General features: G+C 65.7%; 23 protein-coding genes. 17 read left to right on the top strand and 6 right to left on the bottom strand.

Annotation, left to right across the window (positions count from 1 at the left end):
* The first annotated feature begins 28 nt into the window (after nucleotides 1-28).
* Complete coding sequence (locus RIN79_RS16915; RefSeq protein WP_309085851.1) at nucleotides 29-814, top strand: TSUP family transporter; 786 nt, start codon at nucleotides 29-31, stop codon at nucleotides 812-814.
* 6 nt (nucleotides 815-820) lie between these two features.
* Here RIN79_RS16915 and RIN79_RS16910 read toward each other — a convergent pair whose 3' ends face one another.
* Nucleotides 821-2,290: a cobyric acid synthase gene (locus RIN79_RS16910; RefSeq protein ID WP_309085850.1), complete on the bottom strand. Its 1,470-nt coding sequence runs from the start codon at nucleotides 2,288-2,290 to the stop codon at nucleotides 821-823.
* A 105-nt stretch (nucleotides 2,291-2,395) separates the two neighbouring features.
* Here RIN79_RS16910 and RIN79_RS16905 point away from each other — a divergent pair, with 105 nt between their 5' ends.
* The 5 genes from RIN79_RS16905 to RIN79_RS16885 all read left to right on the top strand — a co-directional run bounded on the left by RIN79_RS16905 (nucleotide 2,396) and on the right by RIN79_RS16885 (nucleotide 9,694).
* Nucleotides 2,396-3,565 carry an isobutyryl-CoA dehydrogenase gene (locus RIN79_RS16905; protein ID WP_309085849.1) on the top strand — a complete coding sequence of 390 codons (1,170 nt, stop codon included), beginning with the start codon at nucleotides 2,396-2,398 and terminating at the stop codon, nucleotides 3,563-3,565.
* Nucleotides 3,566-3,626: 61 nt separating this feature from the next.
* A complete protein-coding gene (mmsB, locus tag RIN79_RS16900; protein ID WP_309085848.1) occupies nucleotides 3,627-4,565 on the top strand; it encodes a 3-hydroxyisobutyrate dehydrogenase in 939 nt (312 codons plus the stop codon).
* Nucleotides 4,566-4,900: 335 nt separating this feature from the next.
* A complete protein-coding gene (locus tag RIN79_RS16895; RefSeq protein ID WP_309085847.1) occupies nucleotides 4,901-6,478 on the top strand; it encodes a trimethylamine methyltransferase family protein in 1,578 nt (525 codons plus the stop codon).
* A 148-nt stretch (nucleotides 6,479-6,626) separates the two neighbouring features.
* Nucleotides 6,627-7,097 (top strand): endonuclease domain-containing protein, encoded by a 471-nt coding sequence (locus RIN79_RS16890; protein ID WP_375165958.1) that lies wholly within the window; start codon nucleotides 6,627-6,629, stop codon nucleotides 7,095-7,097.
* The gene (locus tag RIN79_RS16885; protein WP_309085846.1) at nucleotides 7,094-9,694 is read left to right on the top strand and encodes an FAD-dependent oxidoreductase; all 2,601 of its coding nucleotides are present in this window, start codon (nucleotides 7,094-7,096) and stop codon (nucleotides 9,692-9,694) included. The genes RIN79_RS16890 and RIN79_RS16885 overlap by 4 nt, the downstream gene beginning before the upstream one ends.
* Here RIN79_RS16885 and RIN79_RS16880 read toward each other — a convergent pair whose 3' ends face one another.
* Entirely contained in the window at nucleotides 9,695-10,498 is an 804-nt protein-coding gene (locus RIN79_RS16880) for a PhnD/SsuA/transferrin family substrate-binding protein (protein ID WP_309085845.1), read from the bottom strand.
* Nucleotides 10,499-10,542: 44 nt separating this feature from the next.
* Entirely contained in the window at nucleotides 10,543-11,550 is a 1,008-nt protein-coding gene (locus RIN79_RS16875) for a fatty acid desaturase (RefSeq protein ID WP_309085844.1), read from the bottom strand.
* A 189-nt stretch (nucleotides 11,551-11,739) separates the two neighbouring features.
* Here RIN79_RS16875 and RIN79_RS16870 point away from each other — a divergent pair, with 189 nt between their 5' ends.
* The 4 genes from RIN79_RS16870 to bmt all read left to right on the top strand — a co-directional run bounded on the left by RIN79_RS16870 (nucleotide 11,740) and on the right by bmt (nucleotide 14,417).
* Entirely contained in the window at nucleotides 11,740-12,588 is an 849-nt protein-coding gene (locus RIN79_RS16870; protein WP_309085843.1) for a helix-turn-helix domain-containing protein, read from the top strand.
* A 61-nt stretch (nucleotides 12,589-12,649) separates the two neighbouring features.
* Complete coding sequence (locus tag RIN79_RS16865) at nucleotides 12,650-12,889, top strand: type II toxin-antitoxin system VapB family antitoxin (protein ID WP_309085842.1); 240 nt, start codon at nucleotides 12,650-12,652, stop codon at nucleotides 12,887-12,889.
* Nucleotides 12,889-13,308: a type II toxin-antitoxin system VapC family toxin gene (locus tag RIN79_RS16860; protein ID WP_309085841.1), complete on the top strand. Its 420-nt coding sequence runs from the start codon at nucleotides 12,889-12,891 to the stop codon at nucleotides 13,306-13,308. Before RIN79_RS16865 ends, RIN79_RS16860 begins: the two co-directional genes overlap by 1 nt.
* Before the next feature lie 95 nt (nucleotides 13,309-13,403).
* Nucleotides 13,404-14,417: a betaine--homocysteine S-methyltransferase gene (gene bmt / locus RIN79_RS16855; RefSeq protein ID WP_309085840.1), complete on the top strand. Its 1,014-nt coding sequence runs from the start codon at nucleotides 13,404-13,406 to the stop codon at nucleotides 14,415-14,417.
* 8 nt (nucleotides 14,418-14,425) lie between these two features.
* On the opposite strand, the gene RIN79_RS16850 is transcribed toward bmt, so the two are convergent.
* Nucleotides 14,426-15,058, bottom strand: coding sequence for a LysE family translocator (locus RIN79_RS16850; protein WP_309085839.1), 633 nt, complete (start codon nucleotides 15,056-15,058; stop codon nucleotides 14,426-14,428).
* A 135-nt stretch (nucleotides 15,059-15,193) separates the two neighbouring features.
* Complete coding sequence (locus RIN79_RS16845; protein WP_309085863.1) at nucleotides 15,194-16,762, bottom strand: trimethylamine methyltransferase family protein; 1,569 nt, start codon at nucleotides 16,760-16,762, stop codon at nucleotides 15,194-15,196.
* 273 nt (nucleotides 16,763-17,035) lie between these two features.
* On the opposite strand from RIN79_RS16845, the gene RIN79_RS16840 reads away from it, so the two are divergent.
* Nucleotides 17,036-17,728 (top strand): B12-binding domain-containing protein, encoded by a 693-nt coding sequence (locus tag RIN79_RS16840; RefSeq protein WP_309085838.1) that lies wholly within the window; start codon nucleotides 17,036-17,038, stop codon nucleotides 17,726-17,728.
* 29 nt (nucleotides 17,729-17,757) lie between these two features.
* Here RIN79_RS16840 and RIN79_RS16835 read toward each other — a convergent pair whose 3' ends face one another.
* A complete protein-coding gene (locus RIN79_RS16835; protein WP_309085837.1) occupies nucleotides 17,758-17,916 on the bottom strand; it encodes an entericidin in 159 nt (52 codons plus the stop codon).
* Nucleotides 17,917-17,964: 48 nt separating this feature from the next.
* On the opposite strand from RIN79_RS16835, the gene RIN79_RS16830 reads away from it, so the two are divergent.
* From RIN79_RS16830 to RIN79_RS16805, 6 genes are all read left to right on the top strand, one after another.
* Nucleotides 17,965-18,594: a DUF1638 domain-containing protein gene (locus tag RIN79_RS16830; protein WP_309085836.1), complete on the top strand. Its 630-nt coding sequence runs from the start codon at nucleotides 17,965-17,967 to the stop codon at nucleotides 18,592-18,594.
* Nucleotides 18,595-18,666: 72 nt separating this feature from the next.
* Nucleotides 18,667-19,251: a DUF4893 domain-containing protein gene (locus tag RIN79_RS16825; RefSeq protein ID WP_309085835.1), complete on the top strand. Its 585-nt coding sequence runs from the start codon at nucleotides 18,667-18,669 to the stop codon at nucleotides 19,249-19,251.
* Between the two features lie 102 nt (nucleotides 19,252-19,353).
* Nucleotides 19,354-19,980, top strand: a complete 627-nt coding sequence (locus RIN79_RS16820; protein WP_309085834.1) for an exopolysaccharide biosynthesis protein — start codon at nucleotides 19,354-19,356, stop codon at nucleotides 19,978-19,980.
* Nucleotides 19,981-20,079: 99 nt separating this feature from the next.
* The gene (locus RIN79_RS16815; RefSeq protein WP_309085833.1) at nucleotides 20,080-20,403 is read left to right on the top strand and encodes a virulence factor; all 324 of its coding nucleotides are present in this window, start codon (nucleotides 20,080-20,082) and stop codon (nucleotides 20,401-20,403) included.
* 80 nt (nucleotides 20,404-20,483) lie between these two features.
* On the top strand, nucleotides 20,484-21,458 hold the full coding sequence (locus tag RIN79_RS16810; RefSeq protein ID WP_309085832.1) for a methyltetrahydrofolate cobalamin methyltransferase: 975 nt from the start codon (nucleotides 20,484-20,486) through the stop codon (nucleotides 21,456-21,458).
* A gap of 31 nt (nucleotides 21,459-21,489) precedes the next feature.
* A complete protein-coding gene (locus RIN79_RS16805; protein WP_309085831.1) occupies nucleotides 21,490-23,550 on the top strand; it encodes an ASKHA domain-containing protein in 2,061 nt (686 codons plus the stop codon).
* The last annotated feature ends 3 nt before the right edge of the window (nucleotides 23,551-23,553 follow it).

Genomic DNA, 23,553 nt, shown 5'->3' with positions numbered 1-23,553 from the left:
GCGCCACGTCCTCACAGGTTCTCCTTTCATGTTCGAAATGGCCGCGGAAACGGTTTTTCTGCTCGGTCTTGCCGCCTTCTTCGCCGGTTTCATGGACGCGATCGCAGGCGGCGGCGGGCTGATCACCGTGCCGGCGCTGCTGATCGCCGGGCTCGGGCCCGTGGAAGCGCTGGGCACCAACAAGCTCCAGAGCCTGTTCGGCTCCGGCTCCTCGGCGATCGCCTTCGCCGCCAAGGGCCATGTGGATCTGAAATCGCAGCTTCCCGCCGCGGCGATGTCCCTGCTGGCCTCCATCGGCGGCGCGCTGCTCGCCACCATCCTTCCCGGCGAGGTGCTCGAGACGGTGCTGCCGGTACTGCTGATCACGATCGCGGTCTATTTCGCCTTCAAGCCGCGCGTCGACGACATCGACCGTGCGCGCCGCCTCTCGCCCTTCGTCTTCGGGCTGACCGTGGTGCCGCTGGTCGGCTTTTACGACGGCGCGTTCGGCCCGGGCACCGGCTCCTTCTTCATGCTGGCCTTCGTGGCGCTGGCGGGTTTCGGCGTGCTGAAGGCGACGGCGCACACCAAGCTTCTGAACTTTGCCTCGAATGTCGGCGGCTTTGCCGCTTTCGCCGCCGTCGGCGTGGTGTCCTGGAAGATCGGGCTGCTCATGGGCGCGGCGCAGTTCGTGGGCGCAAGGATCGGCGCAGGGCTTGCGATGCGCAAGGGCGCGGTGATCATCAAGCCCCTTCTGGTCACTGTCTGCATCGCGCTCGCGACGAAGCTTCTTCTGGAAGACGGCAATCCGCTCGCCGCCCTGATGGGGTTCTGAGGCCTTCTAGCGCGCCGCGGCGAAGATGGCGTCGCAGTCGAGGTGGTGCTCCAGATGACCGGCGACCGCATCGAGCGCGTCCTGCACCTGCTCGTGATAGCCGGCAGTGCCAGCGGCGATGCCGAACTCGGCCAGGAAGGCCCGGCGGAAGGCATCCGCGCCGAAAAGGCCGTGCAGATAGGTCCCGAAGACCTTTCCGTCGACGGATGCCGCCCCTTCGGGCCGGCCCTCCACCAAGGCCACCGGGCGCGCGCAGTCCGGACCGCTCGTTTCGCCCAGATGGATTTCGTAGCCCGTGAGCGGGACGGAATATTTCGCCGATAGCGCCGAGACGTTGCGCACTGTCTTTTCGGGCGCCATCACCGTCTCCACATCGAGAAGGCCGAGCCCTTCGGCCTCGCGCCGGGAGCCTTCGATGCCCTGCGGGTCCGTCACGCGCCTGCCGAGCATCTGGTACCCGCCGCACAGGCCGACGATCGCCCCGGCTTTCGCCCGATGCGCTTCAAGGTCGCGATCCCAGCCATTGGCGCGCAGGAATTCGAGGTCCGCAATGGTGGATTTGGTGCCGGGAAGCACGACCAGCGCGGCATCCTCCGGCAGCGGCCGGCCCGGGGGCACGAACACCACGGTCACGCCCGGCTCGGCGCGCAGCGGGTCGAGATCGTCGAAATTGGCGATGCGGGAGAGCATCGGCACGGCGATCTTCAGGCCGGAATGCCCAGCGCCCGCCGGCCGCTCCAGCACCACCGAATCTTCAGCCGGCAGCCGCGCCGCCTCGGCGAGCCAGGGCACGACCCCGAAGGAGCGCCAGCCGGTAAAACGGGTGATTGCCGCGAGCCCGGCATCGAAGAGGGAGAGATCGCCGCGGAACTTGTTGATGACGAAACCGGCGATCATCGCCCGGTCCTGTTCGGACAGGATGAGATGCGTTCCGGCAAGCGCGGCGATCACGCCGCCGCGGTCTATGTCGCCGACCAGGATCACCGGCACGTCCGCCCGCACGGCAAAGCCCATATTGGCGATGTCCCGGTCGCGCAGGTTGATCTCCGTCGGCGAGCCAGCCCCTTCCACGATGACGAGGTCGGCGCTCTCGCCCACCCTGGCCCAGGAGTCCATGACGGCGGCAAGCAGGCGGTCCTTGAGCCTGCCATAGTCGCTCGCATGCGCTTCGGCAAAGATGCGCCCCTGCACGACAACCTGCGCGCCGACATCGCTCTGCGGCTTCAGGAGCACGGGATTCATGTGCACGGTGGGCTCGACGCCGCAAGCAAGCGCCTGCAGCCATTGCGCGCGTCCGATCTCCCCTTCCCGCCCCTCGCCGGGAATGACGGCGACGGCGGCATTGTTGGACATGTTCTGCGGCTTGAACGGGCGCACCTTGAGCCCGCGCCGGCGCGCCGCGCGGCAAAGGCCCGCGACGAGCACCGACTTGCCGACGTCGGAGCCTGTTCCCTGGAGCATGACGGCGCGCGCCATTTCTCTCCCCCGTCCGCTGATGAGCCGTGCGGAAGCCCGCATTGCACGCGCCCTCCAATGCACTAAACTTGCCGGGTTAGAAAGCGGCATGTCTGGGAGGATGTCATGGACGCCGTCGCCGAAAGCGTTTACGGGCAGTTCGAGCTCAACGCGGACCAGCGCGCGATCCGGGAGATGGCGCAGAGCTTTGCGGCCGAGCAGGTCGCGCCCTTTGCGCTCGAATGGGACCGGGAGCGCCATTTTCCGGTCGAGGTGATCCGCGCCACCGGACCGCTCGGCTTCGGCGGCATCTATTGCTCGGAGGAGTTCGGCGGATCAGGCCTCAAGCGGCTGGACGCTGTGCTGATCTTCGAGGCGCTGGCGGCCGCCTGCCCCGGCTTTTCCTCCTACATCTCCATCCACAACATGGCCGCGTGGATGATCGACACCTTCGCAAGCAGCGAGCAGCGCGCGCGCCTGCTGCCCAAGCTCACCTCCATGGAATGGCTGGCAAGCTATTGCCTGACCGAGCCCGGCTCCGGCTCCGATGCGGCCGCGCTGAAGACGAGGGCCGATCGATCCGGCGAGAATTATGTGCTGAACGGCACGAAGCAGTTCATCTCCGGCGCCGGTGTCTCCGACCTCTATGTCGTGATGGCTCGGACGGGCGAGGACGGCCCGCGCGGGATATCGGCGCTCGCCGTACCGAAGGATGCGCCGGGGCTCTCCTTCGGTCCGCTGGAGAAGAAGATGGGCTGGCACATGCAGCCCACGCGCCAGGTGATCTTCGACAACTGCAGGGTGCCGGCGGAAAACCTGCTCGGCCGCGAGGGCGACGGTTTCCGCATCGCCATGGCCGGCCTAGACGGTGGCCGGCTCAACATCGCCGCCTGTTCGCTCGGCGGCGCCCAGGCGGCATTCGACAAGGCGCTCGCCTATACGGGCGAGCGCCAGGCCTTCGGGCAGCCCGTCAACCGGTTCCAGGCGCTGCAGTTCAAGCTGGCGGACATGGAAACGAACCTGGCCGCCTCGCGCCTGTTGCTCTACACCGCCGCCTCGATGCTCGACCGCAAGGCGCCGGACGCGTCGAAATGGTCGGCCATGGCGAAGCGGTTCGTGACCGACGCCTGTTTCGAGGTGGCGAACGAGGCGCTGCAGCTTCACGGCGGCTACGGCTATCTGCATGACTACGGCCTGGAGAAGCTGGTGCGCGACCTTCGCGTCCACCAGATCCTGGAAGGCACGAACGAGATCATGCGCGTGATCATCGCGAGGCATCTGGTGGGGAAGCGGTGAGAGGCAGCGCGACGACTAAGGCAGCACTCCCTGCTCCCCCCAATCCACTTTGGAGGATCACATGACCACCATCGCCTTTATCGGCCTCGGCAACATGGGCAATCCCATGGCGGCCAATCTCGTGAAAGCGGGATATGAGGTGCGCGGATTCGATCTCCTCCCCGAAAACCTGGCGAAGGCCGAGGCGAATGGCGTCCTGCGGGCCGACAGTGCCGAGGGGGCGGTCGAGGGCGCGGAAGCAGTCATCACCATGCTGCCGGCCGGCAAGCATGTGCTTACGGTCTACGAAAATCTCGCGCCCAAGGCAGCCAAAGGCACCCCCTTCATCGATTCCTCGACGATCGACGTGGATTCGGCAAGGCGCGCCCATGCGATGGCCGCCGAGCATGGACATCTCTCCATCGACGCGCCGGTCTCCGGCGGCGTCGGCGGCGCCGAGGCGGGAACGCTCACTTTCATGGCCGGAGGGTCGGACGAGGCATTCGCGAGGGCCGAACCCATCCTGAAGCCGATGGCCGGCCGCATCGTCCATTGCGGCGCGGCTGGAGCGGGCCAGGCCGCCAAGATCTGCAACAACATGATTCTCGGCGTATCGATGATCGCCGTCGGCGAGGCTTTCGTGCTGGCGGAGAAGCTTGGGCTTTCGCACCAGGCGCTGTTCGAGGTGGCGTCCACCTCGTCCGGCCAGTGCTGGTCGCTCACCTCCTATTGTCCTGTGCCGGGGCCGGTCCCCGCCTCCCCCGCCAACCGCGACTACCGGCCGGGCTTCGCCGCAAGCCTGATGCTGAAGGACCTGCGGCTCGCCCAGGAGGCGGCCCAGGCGGCCGGCGCCGCGATCCCGCTGGGTGCCGAAGCCGCGCAGCTCTACGCGCTGTTCGAGGCCATGGGGAACGGGGGAAAGGATTTCTCCGCCATCATCAATTTCCTGCGCGGCGGGGCCGAGGGCAACCATAGCCCTGCACAAAAATCCCGCATTAAGGTTTGCGCAAGCACTTGCTAACCTGACGGTAAGGATGTCCGGCTAAAAGGAACACCGAGGCGGACATCAAAGCCTCCCCGGCTCCGGAAAAGGTCTCGCGTACCGGAGCGGCTGCCCCTTGCGAGCGTAGTGTAGCGCGGGGGCGATGGTGTAGAGCGTACCGATACCGCGTTTCTCCCGCCCGGAGGACGCGGTTTTCCGTTTTCAGGAAAACGGGCGCTCCGGCGGCCTTCCCGCCCTTCCCCATGCGCGACATCCCATGTCGTTTCTCCTACGCTTTCCGTCGCCATGCGCGCATTGGCCGGGCGGCGCAAGGGCCATGATGCTGCTCCTTACAAAGGGCAGCGAGGCCTCCCATGACGGCTCCCGACCTTCCAGCCGAAGCCAGACCCGAGGCCGGCCGCTTGCGGCGCGGCGGTCGGGCGGGAAAGCGCGGCGGCGCGACCGCGGCGTTCGAACAGCCCGCCTTCGGGCAGCCGGCGAATCCTTTTCCGCCGACCGAGATCGTCTCGGCGGACGAGCTGGAATCCATCCATCTCGCCTCGCTGCGCGTGCTCAAGGAGATCGGCGTCGAAGTCCTGCATGACGAGGCGCGCGCCATCATGCGCCGCCATGGCGCCGATATACGGGAAGGCTCGGAGCGGGTGCGCTTCGATGCGGACATGGTGCTGGAGCTGATCGCCCACTGCCCGCCGGAATTCACCGTGCATGCGCGCAACCCCCTGCACAACCTGCATATGGGCGGCAACAGGCTCATCTTTGCGCAGATGGGATCGGCGCCCAACTCTTCCGACACGGATACGGGAAGGCGGCCGGGCAACCAGACCGATTTCCGCAACTTCATCAAGCTCGCGCAGATGCACAACATCATCCACTGCGCCGGCGGCTATCCAGTGGAGCCGATCGACATCCATCCGTCGGTGCGGCATCTGCAGTGCCTGCGCGACATCACAACGCTCACCGACAAGGCCTTCCACGTCTATTCGCTGGGGCGCGAGCGCAATCTGGACGGGATCGAGATCGCGCGCATCGTGCGCGGCGTCAGCCGCGAGCAGCTCCTGGAGGAGCCGTCCTGCTTCACCATCATCAACACCAATTCGCCGCTGAAGCTCGACGTGCCGATGATGGAGGGCATCCTGCAGATGTCCGCCCATGGGCAGGTCGTGGTCGTCACGCCCTTCACCCTGGCAGGCGCGATGGCGCCGGTGACCGTCGCCGGCGCGGTGGTGCTGCAGAATGCGGAGGCGCTCGCCGCGCTCGCATTTTCGCAGATGGTGCGCAAGGGCGCGCCGGTCGCCTATGGCGGCTTTACCTCCAATGTCGACATGCGCTCGGGTGCGCCGGCCTTCGGCACGCCGGAATATATGAAGGCGCAGCTCCTCGGCGGCCAGCTCGCGCGCCGCTACCGGATCCCCTATCGCAGCTCGAACACCTGCGCCGCCAACACGGTGGACGCGCAGGCGGCCTATGAGAGCGTGTTCTCGCTGTGGGGCTGCATCCAGAGCGGCACCAACATGGTGAAGCACGCCGCAGGATGGCTCGAGGGAGGGCTGCGCTGCTCCTACGAGAAGATGATGCTCGACATTGATCTTCTGCAGATGGTGGCGGAGTTTCTGGCACCGCTTGACCTGTCGGAGGATGCGCTCGCCGTGGAGGCGATCCGCGAGGTCGGCCCCGGCGGGCACTTTTTCGGCTCGCCGCACACGCAGGCGCGTTACAGAAACGCCTTCTACTCCCCGATCATCTCCGACTGGCGCAATTATGAGACCTGGGCGCAGGCGGGCTCTCCCACCGCCATCGAGCGCGCCAATCGGCTGTGGAAGGAGCGCCTGGCGCAGTTTGAGGAGCCGCCCATGGACGAGGCGATCCGCGAGGAGCTCGACGACTTCGTCGAGCGGCGAATCCGCGAGGGCGGCGCCCCGACGGATTTTTGAGGGGCGATGCGGCATGGGCGATCCTGAGCTTTCTAATCGACCCCCACTCCGGTCCGCTGGGCGGACCACCTCTCCCCCGCTCGACGGGGGAGAGGAAGCGCCGCCCGCAACATCTGACGCCCTTCCTCTCCCCCCGGCGGGGGGAGAGGTGGCCCAAAGGGCCGGAGTGGGGGAAGGCCCTACGGACACGCGGAGTCGCCGAAAGGCAGGCACAACAAAACGCGCCAAGCAGCTTCGCCAGGCAGGCAATGAAGCGGAAGCCCTGCTCTGGCTTGAGCTGAAGCACCGCAAGCTGGGCGGTTTCAAGTTCACACGCCAGTTTCCCATAGGTCCATATTTCGCGGATTTTGCCTGCAGAGAACGACGCCTCGTCGTCGAGATCGACGGCAGCCAGCACGCGGAGAGCGCGTATGACCGGCGTCGCGACGAATTCATGCGCTCGCGCGGGTTCTCCATCATCCGTTTCTGGAATGTCGATGTCCTGAAGCATCGAACGCATGTCTGCGAGACGATCCTTGCGGCTCTGCAAGGCCGGCTGGCGGAAAATGTCAGCGCCGCCGACCTGCGCTTTGTCTACGCTCCTGAATCATTTTCTTCACACGCGGACCAAACATCATGAAATCCCATGCGAAAGCGGTTGTCATCGGCGGCGGGGTGGTGGGCTGTTCGGTGCTCTATCACCTTGCCCGCGCCGGCTGGACGGATGTGCTCCTGATCGAGCGCTCGGAGCTGACCTCGGGTTCGTCCTGGCATGCGGCGGGCGGCTTCCACACGCTGAACGGCGACCCGAACGTCGCCAAGCTGCAGGCTTATACCGTGCAGCTCTACAAGGAGATCGAGGAGCTTTCCGGCCAGTCTTGCGGCTTGCACCTGACCGGCGGCGTGATGATGGCAGATACACCCGAGCGCATGGATTTCCTGCGTCTTGTGCATGCCAAGGGCCGGTATCTCAGCATGGAGACGGAGCTGATCACCCCGTCCGAAGCCAAGGCCATGTTCCCCATCATGGACGAGACGCAGTTCGTCGGCGCCATGTGGGATCCGGTGGAGGGCCATCTCGACCCCTCCGGCACGACCCATGCCTATGCCAAGGCGGCGCGCAAGCTGGGCGCGGAGATCGAGCTGCGCAACCGGGTGGTGGAACTGACGCAGGAGCCGGACGGCACCTGGAATGTGGTGACCGAGAAGGGCACGGTGAAAGCCGAGCATGTGGTCAATTGCGGGGGCCTCTGGGCGCGCGAGGTGGGCCGCATGGTGGGCCTCGAGTTGCCGCTGCTCGCCATGGAGCACATGTATCTCCTCACCGAGCCGATGCCGGAGGTGGAAGAGTTCAACCGGTCGACGGGCCGGGAGATGATCGGCGTCATCGACTTCAAGGGCGAGATCTATACGCGGCAGGAGAGGAACGGCATTCTGCTCGGCACCTACGAGAAGGCGGCAAAACCCTGGTCGCCGGTGGAGACGCCCTGGGATTTCGGCCATGAGCTGCTCCAGCCCGACATCGACCGCATCGCCCCCTCGCTTGAGCTCGGCTTCCGCCATTTCCCGGCGCTGGAAAAGGCCGGCATCAAGCAGGTCATCAACGGCCCGTTCACCTTCGCGCCTGACGGCAACCCGCTGGTCGGGCCGGTGCAGGGGCTTACGAACTTCTGGTGCGCCTGCGCGGTGATGGCCGGATTCAGCCAGGGCGGCGGCGTGGGCCTGGCGCTGTCCAACTGGATGGTCAATGGCGACCCCGGCTTCGACGTCTGGGGCATGGATGTCGCCCGCTTCGGCGAATGGGCGACGCTGCGCTACACCAACGCCAAGGTGCGCGAGAACTATTCGCGGCGCTTCTCGATCCGCTTCCCCAACGAGGAGTTGCCCGCCGCCCGCCCGGCGCAGACGACGCCGCTCTATGACGTGATGGTGCGCGACAACAATGCGGTAATGGGCGACTCCTGGGGCCTGGAGACGCCGCTCTGGTTTGCGCCCGAGGGGACGGAGCCGAAGGACATCGTCTCCTTCCGCCGCTCCAACGACTTTGAGCATGTGGGCAACGAGGTGCGGGCGGTCCGCAACGGCGTCGGCGTGACCGAGATCGCCAACTTCGCGAAATACGAGGTTTCCGGCCCCGGCGCCGGGGCCTTCCTCGACCGCCTGATGACCAACCGCATGCCAAGGCCCGGCCGCATCGTACTTTCGCCGATGCTGAACGAGTTCGGAAAGCTGATCGGCGACTTCACCATCGCCCGTGCGGGCGAGGAGCGGTTTCTGATCTGGGGCTCCTCGGCGGCGCAGAAATATCACATGCGCTGGTTCGAGAAGCACCTGCCGAAGGACGGCTCCGTCCGGCTGCACCGCTTCGACCAGACGCTGGTTGGCCTTTCCATCGCCGGCCCGAGATCGCGTGCGGTGCTGGAGAAGCTGACCGATACGGACGTCTCGAACGATGCGTTCCGCTTCATGGATTTCCGCGAGATGGATGTCGCCGGCGCGCCCTGCATGGTGAACCGGCTCACCTATACGGGCGATCTCGGCTACGAGATCTGGATGCAGCCTGCCTATGAGCGGCGCGTCTACGAAGGGGTCAAGCAAGCGGGCGCGGAATTCGGCATCGTGGATTTTGGCATGCGCGCGCTGCTCTCCATGCGGCTGGAGAAGAATTTTCCGACCTGGTATCGCGAGCTGCGGCCGATCTATGGGCCTTTAGAAGGCGCGATGGACCGCTTCATGCGCCTCGACAAGAACGACTTTATCGGCCGCGAGGCCGCCGCGCGGGAGAAGGCAGAGGGACCGAAGCTGCGCCGGGTCTCCTTCATCGTCGACGCGCTCGACGCCGATGTGATGGGGGACGAGCCGATCTGGGCGAAAGTCGGGGACAGGGATTTCGGCACGGTGGAAGTGCCGCACGGTTTCGGCGCGCCCCGCTTTGGTTCAGAGGGTAACCCTTCCGCTCCTGCGCTGCGTGACACCCCTGCCCTCGGCAGAAACGGCGAGGATGCGTCCGCAGTCCGCGGCATCATCGACGGTGACTGGCGCGTGGTCGGCTGGGTCACCTCCGGCGGCTATGCCCACTATGTGGAGAGATCCATGGGGCAGGGCTATGTGCCGGCGGCGCTTGCGGAAGATGAAAACGCCGGCCTTTTCGAGATCGAGATCCTTGGCCGGCGCCGCCCCGCGCGCATCAATCTCCTGCCGCCCTTCGACCCCGAGGGCGAGCGGATGCGCGCCTGATCAGGACTGCAGCGCGACGCAAAGCGCGCGCTGGAGAAGTAAGAAGCGCTCCGGCGCGGTGTTTTTGGCCGTGATATAGGGCAGGCCGAGGCGCCTGCGCGTCCAGCCGACGACCGTGAGCCTCGCCGCGGCAGGCTCGAAACGGCGCGCCAGCGCCCACGCGCGGCAGTCGACGGCGCAGACATCGGCCCTCCCTTCGGCGACGGCGGCCAGGGAAGCGCGGTGCGAGCCCGTCTCGATCCTTTCCGCGAAGATGGAAAGGCCCTCGCCCATGGCTTCGAGATCGCGCTGCAGCGCAAGCAGGCCGGAGAGGGAATGCGGTTCGTTATAGGCGAGGCGCCTCCCGCGCAGGAGATCTACCGAAATGAACGCGATGCCGCCGGCCGGTGCCTTCACGCTCCCCTCTGCCTCCCGCATGAGGATGGCGCTGGAATAGAGCGTCCCCTCCCCGCCTTCGAAGCCGTCATAGCTCGGCTGCCCGACCACTTGCACATGCTCCGCCAGCCCGAGCTCCAGCGGACCCCAGCAGCACTGGGCGAAAAGCAGCGACGGATGCAGCCACAGGGCGCGCAGGTCCAGTTCGTCCGGCGGCAGAGTGGCGGGATCGGGCGCCAGAAGCTGGCCATCCGGGCCGCGAATGCCGCCGAGTACCGCAGGAAGATCAGCGTTGCGGCGGACGAGATGAACAGGCGCATCGATGCCCCGCTCGGCCAAGCATACCCGAAGACGCGCCCAATGCGCATCCGTCTCGGCCCGGACCTCGGGCCAGTCATACATGGGCAGGGCGGCGACAAGGGCGCTCATAGGCCCTTATCGTCCGCTCCGGACCTTCGGCGCAAGGGCGGGCGCTATTCCTTGGCGGGGGCGGCCGGCACCGGCACCATACCTGCGCGGCCGAGCGAGCGGCCTCTCGCGCGCGGACGAAAAGCGCCGGCGGGATGCGGCTCACGGTGGAGCGCCGGATGCGGCACGGGCTCCTTGGCGCGCAAGGCGAAGGCCCTGAAGAGGGCGAAATAGCTGGGATAGGCATAGCCGCCATTCATCGCCAGCCACTCCGTGCGCCGCTCGCGATAGAGCGCCGGAAGCCTGTACCAGGGCACGGTGGGCATCTTGTGATGCACGAAGTGCAGGTTGTTGTTGAGGAAGAGAAAGGAAAGCGGCGTGCGCTCGACGATGATGGTGCGCCCGTCCGGCCGCTCCGACCATTGGTGCTCGGCAAATGTACGCACGGAAATCAGCGACTGCCCGAGCCAGGCCGGCACGAGGGCGTAGAGCCACAGCGGCATTCCGAATCCGAAGGCGATTACCGGCAGCACGACGGCGAGCCCTGCCGCATGCAGCACCCATGCCTTCCGCACGGCACGGTCGCCCGCCGCGATCAGCTTGGATTCTGAAGCGAAGAAGGCCGCATTCATGATCAACGGCCCGAGGACGAAGCGGCCCACCATGGTGTTGTTGACGTTGAGAAGAAGTTGCACGGCGCGCGGCAGCTCGCGGTACTGCCAGAGAGCCTTGTAGTAGCTCTCCGGATCCTCGAACGGGTCGGTCAGCCGCTCGTCGGCATGGTGGGTAAGATGCAGCGCCTTGAAGCGCCGGTAGGGATAGACGAGCCCGATGGGGAGCCCGATCAGCGCTTCGTTCACAAGCGCCTTTCTGGTGGGATGTCCGTGCAGGCACTCGTGCATGAGGGAGGACTGCAGGGCCACGGTCAGCGCGAGGATGAGCAGCGACGCAAGTGGCCAGTGGGGCCAAAGGAAAAGTCCCGTCGCCAGCCACACGCCGTAGCATGCGAAGATCAAGACAAGAGTCGGCCACTCAACAGCCGGGCGGCCGCCGCGGCTCTTGGCAGTTTCCATGGTCCATTTCCCCGGTGCTGTGGCGCCAGGCTGAATCGCGGCGCCGCTACTGACGCAGAATTGTCAGGAGCTCGGCAGGAGGGCAACGCGAGAATGCGCACGAAATGCTGCCAATGCACCCGCTTTGCCCCAAACGTTTACAAACGTGAACACTTGCGGCACTTTCGCCCATGTGAGAGGAGCCGGCCGATGAAAGGTACCGTCGACAAGCGAGATCTTTCAGGGGTGTTCCGCGAACGCTTGAAGACTCTCATGGGTCGTTCTGGCCTGAACCAGTCTGCCTTTGCTTCGGCAGTGGGGATAGACCGCTCGGCGCTGTCCCAGCTGCTTGCCGGCAGTTCCACGCGCCTCCCCCGCGCCGAAACCCTGATGAACATCGCCGCCCATTCCCAGGTCTCGATGGACTGGCTGCTGGGCTTGAGCCAGGACGAGGTCCTCACTGCCGAGCTTCGCGAAAACATGGAGATCGCCGAGGCCGAAGGCGGCTTCGGCGAGACGCTCCTGGCAAAATGGCATGCCGAGGCGGTCGGCACGAAGATCCGCTATGTGCCCGCGCGCATTCCTGATCTGCTCAGGACCGAAAAGGTGATCCTCTACGATGCGGAGGCCGCCCAGCACAGTCGGGAAGCGCAGATCGATGAAGCCCATTTTCGCGTGAACTATAATCGCCGGCCGGAGACGGACATGGAGGTCTGCATGCCGCGCCAGACACTGGAGGTTTTCGCGAAGGGAGAAGGCATATGGCGGCAGCTCCCGCGCGAAGCGCGGGCCGAGCAGATAGCACATATGGCGGAACTGCTCGACGACCTTTATCCCACCTTCCGGCTGTTTCTCTATGACGGCCGCCGGCGCTTTTCGGCACCCTACACGGTGTTCGGCCCCTATCGCGCGGCGCTTTATCTCGGCGGCCTGTACCTGGTGCTGAATGCCACCCAGCCCATCGCCACGCTGACCCGGCATTTCGACGGGCTGATCCGCGCTGCGGAGGTCAACGCCCATGAGGCGGCGGCCTTCGTGAAGGGGCTGCCGCTGGGCTAGCCGCTCTCCTTGCCGGAGCGTGTAGACACGCCTATGTTGTGTCTACACGGGAGCCTCGGCAATGCCGCTCAACATACGCAGCGAAGAAGTGAACCAGCTGGCGGAAGCGCTGGCAGAGCGCCTGCATGTCACCAAGACCGAGGCGGTGAAGCGCGCGCTGGAAAACGAGCTTCAGCGCCAGGACAAGAAGGTCCCGCTTCGCGAGCGGCTGAAGCCGCTATTGGATGAGATCGCAGCCCGTCCCGATACGGGGCTGAAGGCCGACAAAGCGTTTTTCGACGAGCTCAGCGGCGACTACTGATGTTCGTCGACGCCTCTGCAATGGTCGCCGTCCTGGCGCAGGAGCCAGGTTGGGAACCCTTTGCCGACGTCATTGACAATGCAAAAGCCGGCACTCTGATCACTTCGGTGCTGGCAGCATGGGAGGCAGCAAGCGGTCTTTCCCGCATCAAGCGCTACACGACCGCCGAGGCGGAAGAGCGTGTCCGCCGACTTCTGAATGTCTCCGGTATCGAACTCGTCGGGATCGGGCCGGATGAGCTGACATTGGCCCTGCAGGCCTTCGACCGCTATGGCCGGCACGCCTACCCCCAGAACCAGCGCAACCTGGCTCTGAACCTGGCCGACTGCTTCCACTACGCCAGTGCCGGATCGCGCGGACTGCCGATCCTTCACAAGGACCAGGGTTTTGCCAAGACGGATATCCGCAGCGCCCTCTAGCGGCAGGGCAGCACTCCCGTCGGGATTGGATTGACGGGATATAAAGACTTCTTTATATCCTTATCCATTGATCACGCATTCCCCTGAGGTGTCCCATGCAGAACCCGATCGACGCGCTTCTTGCGGAAAAAGGCGTGCTGCTGGCGGACGGAGCGACAGGCACGAACCTCTTTGCCATGGGGCTGGAGTCCGGCGAGGCGCCGGAGCTCTGGAACGAGTCGGAACCCGAGAAGATCGAGGCCCTGCACCAGGGCTTCGTGGATGCCGGCGCCGACATCATCCTCACCAACTCCTTCGGCGGCACGCGTCAGCGGCTGAAGCTGCATCATGCGCAGGACCGCGTTTTCGAGCTCAACAAGAAGGCGGCGGAGATCGCCCGCCGCGTAGCGGACAGGGCCGGCCGGCGTGTCATCGTCGCCGGATCGGTCGGTCCGACCGGCGAGCTTCTGCAGCCGCTCGGCGCGCTCACCTATGATGAGGCGGTCGACAGCTTCGCCGAGCAGATCGAGGGATTGAAGGCGGGCGGCGCAGACGTCGCCTGGATCGAAACCATGTCGGCGCCGCAGGAAATCCACGCCGCGGCGGCGGCCGCGATCCGCGTCGGCCTGCCCTACACCTATACCGGCTCCTTCGACACCGCCGGACGCACGATGATGGGGCTGGCCCCGAAGCACATCCACGAGGTAGCCGACGACCTTCCGGAGAAGCCGGTCGCGGTCGGGGCCAATTGCGGGGTCGGCGCGCCCGACATCCTTGCCGCCCTGCTCGACATCTCCGAGGCCAAGCCCGAGGCCACCATCATCGTCAAGGGCAATTGCGGCATCCCCGAATTCCGCGGGACGGAGATCCACTATTCCGGAACGCCGGAACTCATGGCGGACTATGTGCGGCTGGCAGTGGACGGCGGCGCAAGGATCATCGGCGGGTGCTGCGGCACCTCCTTTGAGCATCTGGCGGCCATGCGCAAGGCGCTGGACTCGCACCACAGGGCGGAGCGCCCCACGGTCGAGATCATCGAGGCGCGCGTCGGCCCGATGCGCAACAAGGCGGCGTCGCAAAGCGGAGCCGACAGCGCCGGCCGCCGCGAGCGCCGCCGGGCGCGTGGGTAGAACCCCTTTCAGGTCGAGAGCGGATTGCGGCTGTCGGCAAGGATGCGGCCTCCGATCCCCACGAAGCAGACGCCGGCGACGCGCTCGATCCAGTGACGCGCATGGCCGAAGGAGCGGATCACCGGGGCCGACGACATGCACAGGCTCACGAAGGAGTACCAGGAGAGTGAGCTCAGCATCACCAGCCCGACCATGAGTGCCATGAGCCAGCCAGGCGTATCGGCGGTCACGGCGGTGGCGAAGACGCTGGCGAAGAGGACAATCGCCTTGGGATTGGTAAGCGTGACGGCAAAGCCGAAGAAGAACGCGTTGGTGCGCGACCTATGATCGCCTTCGCTCACCTCCAGACGCTCCGGCCTGGCAAGGATGAGGCGGATGCCGAGATAGATCAGATAGAGGCCGCCGGCGAGGCGGATCGCCCAGGCGAGCCACTGATACTGGACGAGGATCGCCGAAAGGCCGAGCAGGCTGAGCGCGGCATAGAAGCCGAGGCCCAGCGACACGCCGGCGGTGGTCAGAAGGCCCGCCGCCGTGCCCCGGCTCATCGACGACCGGACGACCGCGACGAAGTCCGGCCCGGGCAGGATCAGGGCCGGAATGAAGATGGCAAAGACGCTGATCAACAGAACGGTCGGCTCCATATGCGCGCTCCTCGTGTCGCCTGGCTGCCGGCATATAGAGCACTGCGCCGGCTGCCTTGCAACGGGCAGAGCGGGCGTCGCCAGGCCGGCTGGACCGCCCGCCCTGGGCGATGCGGCGAGGCCACTTGCGCCCGCTCAGGCGAAAGCGTCGGGCATGGAGCCCTTGCGCCGGGCTATGAAATCCTTGAGCGCCTCGTCCGCGCCCTCGTCGATGGGAGGCGCCTCGTAGCTGTCGAGCCAGCTGCGGGCAAGCTGGTTGGCGCGCTGATGGGCCGTCTTCTCCCCTTCGGCGAGCCATTGCTCGAAGGAATTGTTGTCGGCGATGGAGGAGCGGTAGAAGGCGGTCTGGAAATTGGCCTGGGTGTGCGCGCAGCCGAGATAGTGACTGCCGGGCCCGACCTCGCGGATGGCGTCCATCGCCTGGCCGTTGTCCGAAAGGTCCACCCCCGCGGAGAAGCTTTGCTGCATGCCGAGCTGGTCGATGTCCATCATGAATTTCTCGTAGGAGGAGACAAGGCCTCCTTCGAGCCAGCCGGCGGCGTGCAGCACGAAATTGGTGCCGGCGAGCATGGTGGAGTTGAGCGTGTTGGCGCTTTCGTAAGCTGCCTGCGCGTCGGAGACCTTCGACGCGGTGAGCGAGCCGCCGGTGCGGAAGGGCAGCCCCAGCCTTCGCGCAAGCTGCGCCGCGCCATAGGAGACGAGCGAGGGCTCCGGCGTCCCGAAGGTCGGCGCGCCCGACTGCATGGAGATCGAGGAGGCGAAGGTGCCGAATACGACGGGCGCGCCCGGGCGCACGAGCTGCGTGAAGGCGGCCCCGGCCAGCACTTCCGCCAGAACCTGCGTCAGCGTGCCGGCGACCGTCACCGGGCTCATGGCGCCCGCCAGGATGAAGGGCGTGATGATCGTCGCCTGGTTGTGCCGGGCATAGACCTTTGCCGCGCCGAGCATGGTCTCGTCGAAGACCATGGGCGAGTTTGCGTTGATGAGGCTGATGATCACGGTGTTCTGTTCGACGAAATCCTCGCCGAACAGGATCTTCGCCATGGCGACCGTATCTTCCGCGCGCTCGGGCGCGGTCACCGAGCCCATGAAGGGCTTGTCGGAAAAGCGCATATGCGCATAGACCATGTCGAGATGGCGCTTGTTGACCGGCACGTCGACGGGCTCGCAGACCGTGCCGCCCGAATGGTGGATGGACGGGGCCATATAGGCGAGCTTCACGAAATTTTGGAAATCCTCGACCGTCGCATAGCGGCGGTTGCCGTCGAGGTCGCGAACGAAAGGCGGACCGTAGACGGGCGCGAAAACCGTCGCGTCGCCGCCGATCTGGACGGAGCGCGCCGGGTTGCGCGCGTGCTGGGCGAAGACCGGCGGGGCGGTCTTGAGCAGCGCGCGGCACAGACCTTTGGGGAAACGCACGCGCTCGCCCTCTACATCCGCGCCGGCGTCCCTCCAGAGCTTCAACGCCTCCGCATCGCCGCGGAATTCGATGCCGATCTCCTCCAGCACCGTGTCCGCATTCGCCTCGATGAGCGAAAGGCCCTCCTCGTCCAGAACCTCGTAGTTGGGGAGCTTGCGGCGGATATAGGTGAGCTGCTGCCCCGGTCCGCCGGTGCTGCGCGCCGCACGCCTGGCCGCGGCGCCGCCGCGCTCTGCCCGGCCCGTTCGGCCGCGTCGGGCCGCGCCCGCCGCCTCCTCGTTCATCGCCGCATTGTCTTCCATCATTCTCGTCCCTGCCGTCCGCCGGTCTCGCCGAAGGGTGGATCCTTGCCGGCGCACATCCTATTCGGCCGGGCGGGGCCGGCCATTCCGCAAGCGCCAACCCGTGTCGCATTGAGAGCGGGCGCCAGAAAAGCGCAGACATTCCAGTCGCTTTCCTTTTGCATCGCGTCGCAAATCGGCTATGGAAAGCGGCCTCGGGCAGCTTATCTAGAGCCGATTGCAAAAGCCGGGCGGCGACAAGGCAGGAGCCTATAAATGTCCGACGACGAAATCATCCTTTCCGAGCTTCCCGACGAAGAACTCGTGCAGCAGATGCACGACGATCTCTATGACGGGCTGAAGGAGGAGATCGAGGAAGGCACGCGCATCCTTCTGGGGCGCGGCTGGACGCCCTATGACGTGCTGACCCAGGCCCTGGTCGAGGGTATGCGCATCGTCGGCGAGGATTTCCGCGACGGCATCCTCTTCGTGCCGGAAGTGCTGCTCTCGGCCAATGCGATGAAGGCCGGCATGGCGATCCTGCGCCCGCTTCTGGTCGAGACCGGAGCGCCCAAGCAGGGCAAGATGGTGATCGGCACGGTCAAGGGCGACATTCACGACATCGGCAAGAACCTTGTCGGCATGATGATGGAGGGCGCCGGCTTCGAGGTGATCGATCTCGGCATCAACAACCCGGTCGAGAACTATCTGGAGGCGATCGAGAAGCACCAGCCGGATATCATCGGCATGTCGGCGCTGCTCACCACAACCATGCCCTATATGAAGGTCGTGATCGACACGCTGAAGGAAAAGGGCATCCGCGACGATCTGATCGTGCTTGTCGGCGGAGCCCCGTTGAACGAGGAATTCGGCCGGGCGGTCGGCGCCGATGCCTATTGCCGCGATGCCGCGGTGGCCGTCGAGACGGCCAAGGAGCTGATGAAGCGCAAGCACAACATCGCCGCTTAAGGACGGTTTGAGCCGTCCCGCGGCAACGGTCAGCGGGCGGCGTTGCCGACCCGTTGTACGGCGTTTCCCGTCGCATCAACGGCGTTCGCCGTGTCCTGGCCTGCGCCGCGGATGGTGTTGGCGCAGCCGGCGGCGAGGCCCGCTACGGCAATAAGAATGGCGATGCGCGAAAAGAGCTTGCCGGACATGAACCGTTCTCCCATTTTTCATCGCGCGCAGCTTGCGCGGGAACGAAGATGACCAAAGCCGCCGTAAAACTCCCGGAACCGGAAAAAGTTCTGGTCATCGCCTGCGGGATGATCGCCCGCGAGGTGCTGGCGGTCCGTGAGCAACTGCGGCTGGAGCACCTCGAGCTTACCTGCCTTCCGGCCGAGTATCACTACTATCCCGACCGCATCGCCCCTGCCCTCGAAGCCGCTATCACGCGGGCCAAGGAGCAAGGCTACCGTCACATCTTTGTTGGCTATGCTGATTGCGGCACAGGCGGACGTCTCGACGCAATCTGCGAGAAGCACGATGTGTCCCGCATCGCCGGCCCGCACTGCTTTGCCTTCTACCAGGGGCTAGAGGTCTTTGCGGCGAACGAGGACGCCGACATGACGTCCTTCTACATGACGGATTTCCTGTGCCGCCAGTTCGACGCCTTCTTCATGAAACCGCTCGGGCTCGACCGTCACCCCGAACTGATCAAGGATTTCTTTGGAAACTACGAGAAGGTCGTCTATCTCGCGCAGACGGAGGATCCGGCTCTCGAAGAGGTCGCCAGGAACGCCGCGCGCCTTCTGGGCCTTGCCTACGAGCGCCGCTTCACGGGCTATGGCGACCTTGGCGACGCCCTGCAGACGGCAGCCTTTCCGTCCGCTTGAGCGGTTCCATCACTCGCAAGCCACCAAAGCGCCGGATTTCCGCTTATGGATGGCGGCCTCCGGAGGATTCCCATGTTTTCCCGCACCCTCGCAGTCCTTCTACTCCTCTCACTTTCAAGCCTGCCTGCCCAGGCCGACGGCGAGATCCTGAAGATCATCACCAAGTCCGACACCGCCCGCCTGGACAACTTCGAGGCGACGCGCAAGGCGGCGATCGCCGAAGCCAAGGCCGGCGGCTCGCCGCAGGATGTCGCAACATTCGAGGAGATCGTCTCGCGGCCGCACCTGTCGTTTCAGGGCTTCGACATGATGGGCGACTGGCAGTGCCGCACGATCAAGGCCGGCGGACTTGCTTCCCTCGTCATCTATGACTGGTTCCGCTGCCGCGTCATCGACGAAGGCGCGGGCTGGGTGCTCGAAAAGCTTTCGGGCTCGCAGCGCACCAAGGGCCGCTTCTTCGACGATGGCGACAAGCGGCTTATCTATCTCGGCTCCTTCTATGTGGCGGGCGAGACGCCGCCACCCTACGGCTCCGGGCCGGAGACGGATCAGGCGGGCTATGTGTTCCGCAGCGGGGAGGATGCATGGCGCATCGAGTTTCCCGCACCCGCACGTGAATCCAAGCTGGACATCATCGAGTTCCGCCGCTCACGATAGATACCCATATATGTCACCCGCCCTTAACCGCAGCGGGATTAAAGCTGGGCGATGGTGTCGCCCGAAAAGGAACGGAAGAGCGTGAGAGCCGAAGGAGGCGCAATGGAGGCGGTTTCGGGGGTGCGCGTTTCCGTGCCCCGCCAGCGCCGCCTGTCGGACATCTTCGAGGATCTTGCGCGCGAGGCGGAAGAGACCGTCACGGTGGAACAGCTGCGCGAGGCGCTTGGCGACCGCAGCTTCGCCACCATGCTCGTCTTCTTCGCGCTTCTGAACATGCTGCCCCTGCCGCCGGGCAGCACCCTGGTGCTCGGCGTGCCCCTGCTGCTCGTCTCCTTCCAGATGGTGCTTGGCCGGCCCACCGTGTGGCTGCCGCGCGCAATCCTGACGAAATCCGTGGGCGCGGCGCAGTTCCGCCATATGGGCGAGCGACTGATCCCCAAGATCAGGTGGCTGGAGCGCCTGGTGCGCCCGCGCTACTGGCCCTTTTCCGAGAAGCGCGGCGAGCGCCTTGTCGGCTTCTGCGCGCTCATCCTTGCGACTGCGGTCACACTGCCAATCCCGTTCGGCAACTGGTTCCCTGCGCTGGCCTGCGCCCTTCTCGGGCTGGCACTGTCCGAGCGTGACGGTACGCTGCTGGCGATCGCTGTCGCAATCGGCCTCTTCTCCCTCGGCATCATCGCCGCCTTCATCGGCACGGCCGGAGCGCTTGCCAGCTTCTTCTTGTTCTGACGCGGCACATGCGTCGTTTTTGAAGGCGCGCGCGTCGCCCGGCAACAAGCGGCGGCGGCCGCCGCCGGCAATTCTCCACCCGAAGGAAAAGAGGCTCCCATGGCCGATCTGATCGTCGTCTACTGGCGCGACATCCCCGCGCAGGTCATCGTTCGGAAGGGGCGGGCGACCGCCAAGCGCGAGCTGCCGCTGCGCTTCACCGAAGCGATAGACATGTGCGCCATGCGGGTCGGCGCGCGCGACACGGACGCTTACCTGGCCGAGTGGCGGCGCGGCGCCCCGCAGCCGGTGAGCGATGATCTGGAAGCGGAGGCCGACAAGGCAACGCAGGCGATCGAGCGGGAGTTCACGCCGGAAAGGCTGAAGGCGCTGGTCAAGGCCGGCGGCTTCCTCACCGGCGGCGAGCCGGCCGCCGGGGAATGATCCACGGGAGTCGCCCTGAAGGTTGAAAGACAACAGATAACGATATAAGGAAGTCTTTATATCCTTTCGGAGGACTGCGCATGACCCGCACCATCGTCGCCTCGGCGACAAGAGAAGTCGTCATAGGCTTCGACCAGCCTTTTTGCGTCATCGGCGAGCGTATCAATCCCACAGGCCGCAAGAAGCTGGCGGCGGAGATGGTGGCCGGCAATTTCGAGACGGTGAAGAAGGACGCGCTGGAGCAGGTCGCCGCCGGCGCGACGATGCTGGACGTGAATGCAGGCGTGACGGCGGTGGACCCGAACGCCACGGAGCCGGCCCTGCTCGTTCAGACCCTGCAGATCGTGCAGGACCTGGTCGACGTGCCGCTGTCGATCGATTCCTCCGTTTCCGCCGCCATCGAGGCCGCGCTCAAGGTCGCCAAGGGACGGCCGCTGGTGAACTCCGTCACTGGCGAGGAAGAGAAGCTCGAGACCATCCTGCCGCTCATCAAGAAATACGACGTGCCGGTGGTGGCCATCTCTAACGACGAGACCGGCATCTCCGAGGACCCTGATGTCCGCTTCGAGGTGGCCAGGAAGATCGTGCAGCGCGCCGCCGACTACGGCATTCCCGCGCATGACATCGTGGTCGACCCGCTGGTCATGCCGATTGGCGCGATGGGCACGGCGGGCAAGCAGGTCTTCGCGCTTTTGCGCCGGCTGCGCGAGGAGCTGAAGGTGAACACGACCTGCGGCCTCTCCAACATTTCCTTTGGCCTGCCGCACCGCCACGGCATCAATGCCGGCTTCATCCCCATGGTGATCGGGGCCGGCATGACCAGCGCCATCATGAATCCCTGCCGGCCGCAGGAGATGGAGATGGTACGCGCCGCGAACGTACTGAACGGTACGGACCCCAATTGCCAGACCTGGATCATGACCTACCGCGACCACCAGCCGGCAAGCTCGGGCAATTCCGGCGCTGCCGAGGCGGCAAATGGCGGCCAATCGGCTGCCGCCGGCCGCCGCCGCGGCGGCCGCGAGGCGCGCATGGCCAGGATAGGGCGGGGGTGAAGGCGATCGGCAATAACCGGGAGCCTCTCCTATGAACGCACCACCCGACATCAAGGACCATCCGCTGGTCCTCTTCATGCCCTCGGGCAAGCGCGGGCGGTTTCCCAAGGGCACAAGCGTGCTCGATGCCGCGCGGCAGCTCGGCGTGTATGTGGAGAGCGTCTGCGGCGGGCGCGCCACCTGCGGGCGCTGCCAGGTCGAGGTGCAGGAGGGCCACTTCGCTAAGCACAAGATCTCGTCCTCCAAGGAGCATATCTCGCCCTTCGGCCCGAAGGAGGCGCGCTATGCGGAAAAGCGCGAGCTTCCAGCCGGCCGGCGCCTGTCCTGCTCGGCCACGATCGAGGGCGATCTCGTCATCGACGTGCCCCAGGATGCGGTGATCAATGCGCAGGTGGTGCGCAAGGACGCCGACAACCGCGTGATCGAGCGTCACCCGGCGGTGAACCTGCGGTATGTCGAGGTGGAAGAGCCCGACATGCATCACCCGCTGGGCGATCTGGACCGGCTGAAGTCGCAAATCCAGAAGGATTGGGGATACCGACGTCTGGAGGTGGATTTTCACCTGCTGGGTGAGGTGCAGAAGACCCTGCGGCAGGGCAAATGGGCGGTGACTGCTGCCGTCCACCAGGACGAGGAGGAGGAAGCCGCCCGCATCATTGCCCTCTGGCCGGGACTGAAAAACGAGGCCTATGGCCTTGCCTGCGACATCGGCTCCACCACCATCGCCATGCATCTGGTCTCGCTGCTTTCCGGGCGCGTGGTGGCTTCGGCCGGCGCATCGAACCCGCAGATCCGCTTCGGCGAAGACCTGATGAGCCGCGTCTCCTATGTGATGATGAACCCGGACGGGCGGCAGGCCATGACTCGCGCCGTGCGGCAGGAGGTCTCAAAGCTGATCGACAAGGTGACGGCGGAAGGCGGCATAGAGCGCGCCGATATCCTCGATGCCGTTTTCGTCGGCAATCCGGTCATGCATCATCTTTTCCTGGGGATCGACCCGACCGAGCTCGGCGGCGCGCCCTTCGCACTGGCCGTGTCCGGCGCGGTGAAGGCGCGGGCCGACGACCTGGGCCTGAAGCTCAATCCGGGCGCCCGGCTCTACATGCTGCCCTGCATCGCCGGCCATGTGGGCGCGGACGCCGCCGCCGTCACACTGTCGGAAGGCCCGCACCGGCAGGACCGGATGATGCTCATCGTCGATGTCGGCACGAACGCCGAGATCGTGCTTGGCAACAGCGATCGTGTGGTCGCCGCGTCCTCGCCTACCGGCCCTGCCTTCGAAGGCGCGGAAATCTCGTCGGGCCAACGCGCCGCGCCCGGCGCCATCGAGCGCGTGCGCATCGACCGGCAGACGCTGGAGCCCCGCTTCCGCGTCATCGGCAGCGATCACTGGTCCGACGAACCGGGCTTCGCCGAAGCCGTCGGCGCGACGGGCGTTACCGGCATCTGCGGCTCCGGCATCATCGAGGTCATCGCGGAGATGTATCTTTCGGGCATCATCTCCGAGGACGGCGTGATCGATGGCACATTGGCGGCCAGAAGTCCCCGCATCGTCGAACAGGGCCGCACCTTCTCCTATGTGCTCACCGAGGGTGAGCCGCGCATCGCGGTGACGCAGAACGATGTGCGCGCCATCCAGCTCGCCAAGGCCGCGCTCTATGCCGGCACCAAGCTGCTGATGGAAAAGCAGGGCGTGGACACGGTGGACGTAATCCGCTTCGCCGGTGCCTTCGGCTCCTTCATCGACCCGACCTTTGCGATGGTTCTGGGCCTCATCCCCGATTGCGAGCTGGAGAACGTCTCGGCCGTCGGCAACGCCGCCGGAACCGGCGCGCGCATGGCGCTTCTCAACCGCGATCACCGCCGGGAGATCGAGGAGACGGTGCGGCGCATCGAGAAGATCGAGACGGCGCTGGAGCCCAAATTCCAGGAACATTTCGTCTACGCGATGGCGCTGCCCAACAAGGTGGACCCCTTCCCCAAGCTGGGGCAGCAGGTGGAACTACCCCCGCGCAAGGTGTTGGCCGAGGGCGAGGTGGAAGGTCCGCGCCGCCGCTCGCGCGAAGAACGCGACGCTCGGCGCAGGCGCTGAGCG

It is taken from the genome of Chelativorans sp. (assembly GCF_031180965.1).
GTDB lineage: Bacteria > Pseudomonadota > Alphaproteobacteria > Rhizobiales > Rhizobiaceae > Chelativorans.
This window is presented reverse-complemented; position numbering and strand designations above follow the sequence as displayed.

What these genes read in the sequence shown, in the direction of transcription:
- RIN79_RS16830 (WP_309085836.1), top strand. Translation starts at nt 17,965, where the DNA reads ATGACCAAAGCCGCCGTAAAACTCCCGGAACCGGAAAAAGTTCTGGTC.
- RIN79_RS16870 (WP_309085843.1), top strand. Translation starts at nt 11,740, where the DNA reads ATGAAAGGTACCGTCGACAAGCGAGATCTTTCAGGGGTGTTCCGCGAA.
- RIN79_RS16880 (WP_309085845.1), bottom strand. Translation starts at nt 10,498, where the DNA reads ATGAGCGCCCTTGTCGCCGCCCTGCCCATGTATGACTGGCCCGAGGTC.
- RIN79_RS16840 (WP_309085838.1), top strand. Translation starts at nt 17,036, where the DNA reads ATGTCCGACGACGAAATCATCCTTTCCGAGCTTCCCGACGAAGAACTC.
- RIN79_RS16815 (WP_309085833.1), top strand. Translation starts at nt 20,080, where the DNA reads ATGGCCGATCTGATCGTCGTCTACTGGCGCGACATCCCCGCGCAGGTC.
- mmsB (WP_309085848.1), top strand. Translation starts at nt 3,627, where the DNA reads ATGACCACCATCGCCTTTATCGGCCTCGGCAACATGGGCAATCCCATG.
- RIN79_RS16845 (WP_309085863.1), bottom strand. Translation starts at nt 16,762, where the DNA reads ATGAACGAGGAGGCGGCGGGCGCGGCCCGACGCGGCCGAACGGGCCGG.
- RIN79_RS16860 (WP_309085841.1), top strand. Translation starts at nt 12,889, where the DNA reads ATGTTCGTCGACGCCTCTGCAATGGTCGCCGTCCTGGCGCAGGAGCCA.
- RIN79_RS16825 (WP_309085835.1), top strand. Translation starts at nt 18,667, where the DNA reads ATGTTTTCCCGCACCCTCGCAGTCCTTCTACTCCTCTCACTTTCAAGC.
- RIN79_RS16875 (WP_309085844.1), bottom strand. Translation starts at nt 11,550, where the DNA reads ATGGAAACTGCCAAGAGCCGCGGCGGCCGCCCGGCTGTTGAGTGGCCG.
- RIN79_RS16820 (WP_309085834.1), top strand. Translation starts at nt 19,354, where the DNA reads ATGGAGGCGGTTTCGGGGGTGCGCGTTTCCGTGCCCCGCCAGCGCCGC.
- RIN79_RS16810 (WP_309085832.1), top strand. Translation starts at nt 20,484, where the DNA reads ATGACCCGCACCATCGTCGCCTCGGCGACAAGAGAAGTCGTCATAGGC.
- bmt (WP_309085840.1), top strand. Translation starts at nt 13,404, where the DNA reads ATGCAGAACCCGATCGACGCGCTTCTTGCGGAAAAAGGCGTGCTGCTG.
- RIN79_RS16865 (WP_309085842.1), top strand. Translation starts at nt 12,650, where the DNA reads ATGCCGCTCAACATACGCAGCGAAGAAGTGAACCAGCTGGCGGAAGCG.
- RIN79_RS16805 (WP_309085831.1), top strand. Translation starts at nt 21,490, where the DNA reads ATGAACGCACCACCCGACATCAAGGACCATCCGCTGGTCCTCTTCATG.
- RIN79_RS16895 (WP_309085847.1), top strand. Translation starts at nt 4,901, where the DNA reads ATGACGGCTCCCGACCTTCCAGCCGAAGCCAGACCCGAGGCCGGCCGC.
- RIN79_RS16905 (WP_309085849.1), top strand. Translation starts at nt 2,396, where the DNA reads ATGGACGCCGTCGCCGAAAGCGTTTACGGGCAGTTCGAGCTCAACGCG.
- RIN79_RS16910 (WP_309085850.1), bottom strand. Translation starts at nt 2,290, where the DNA reads ATGGCGCGCGCCGTCATGCTCCAGGGAACAGGCTCCGACGTCGGCAAG.
- RIN79_RS16850 (WP_309085839.1), bottom strand. Translation starts at nt 15,058, where the DNA reads ATGGAGCCGACCGTTCTGTTGATCAGCGTCTTTGCCATCTTCATTCCG.
- RIN79_RS16885 (WP_309085846.1), top strand. Translation starts at nt 7,094, where the DNA reads ATGAAATCCCATGCGAAAGCGGTTGTCATCGGCGGCGGGGTGGTGGGC.
- RIN79_RS16915 (WP_309085851.1), top strand. Translation starts at nt 29, where the DNA reads ATGTTCGAAATGGCCGCGGAAACGGTTTTTCTGCTCGGTCTTGCCGCC.
- RIN79_RS16835 (WP_309085837.1), bottom strand. Translation starts at nt 17,916, where the DNA reads ATGTCCGGCAAGCTCTTTTCGCGCATCGCCATTCTTATTGCCGTAGCG.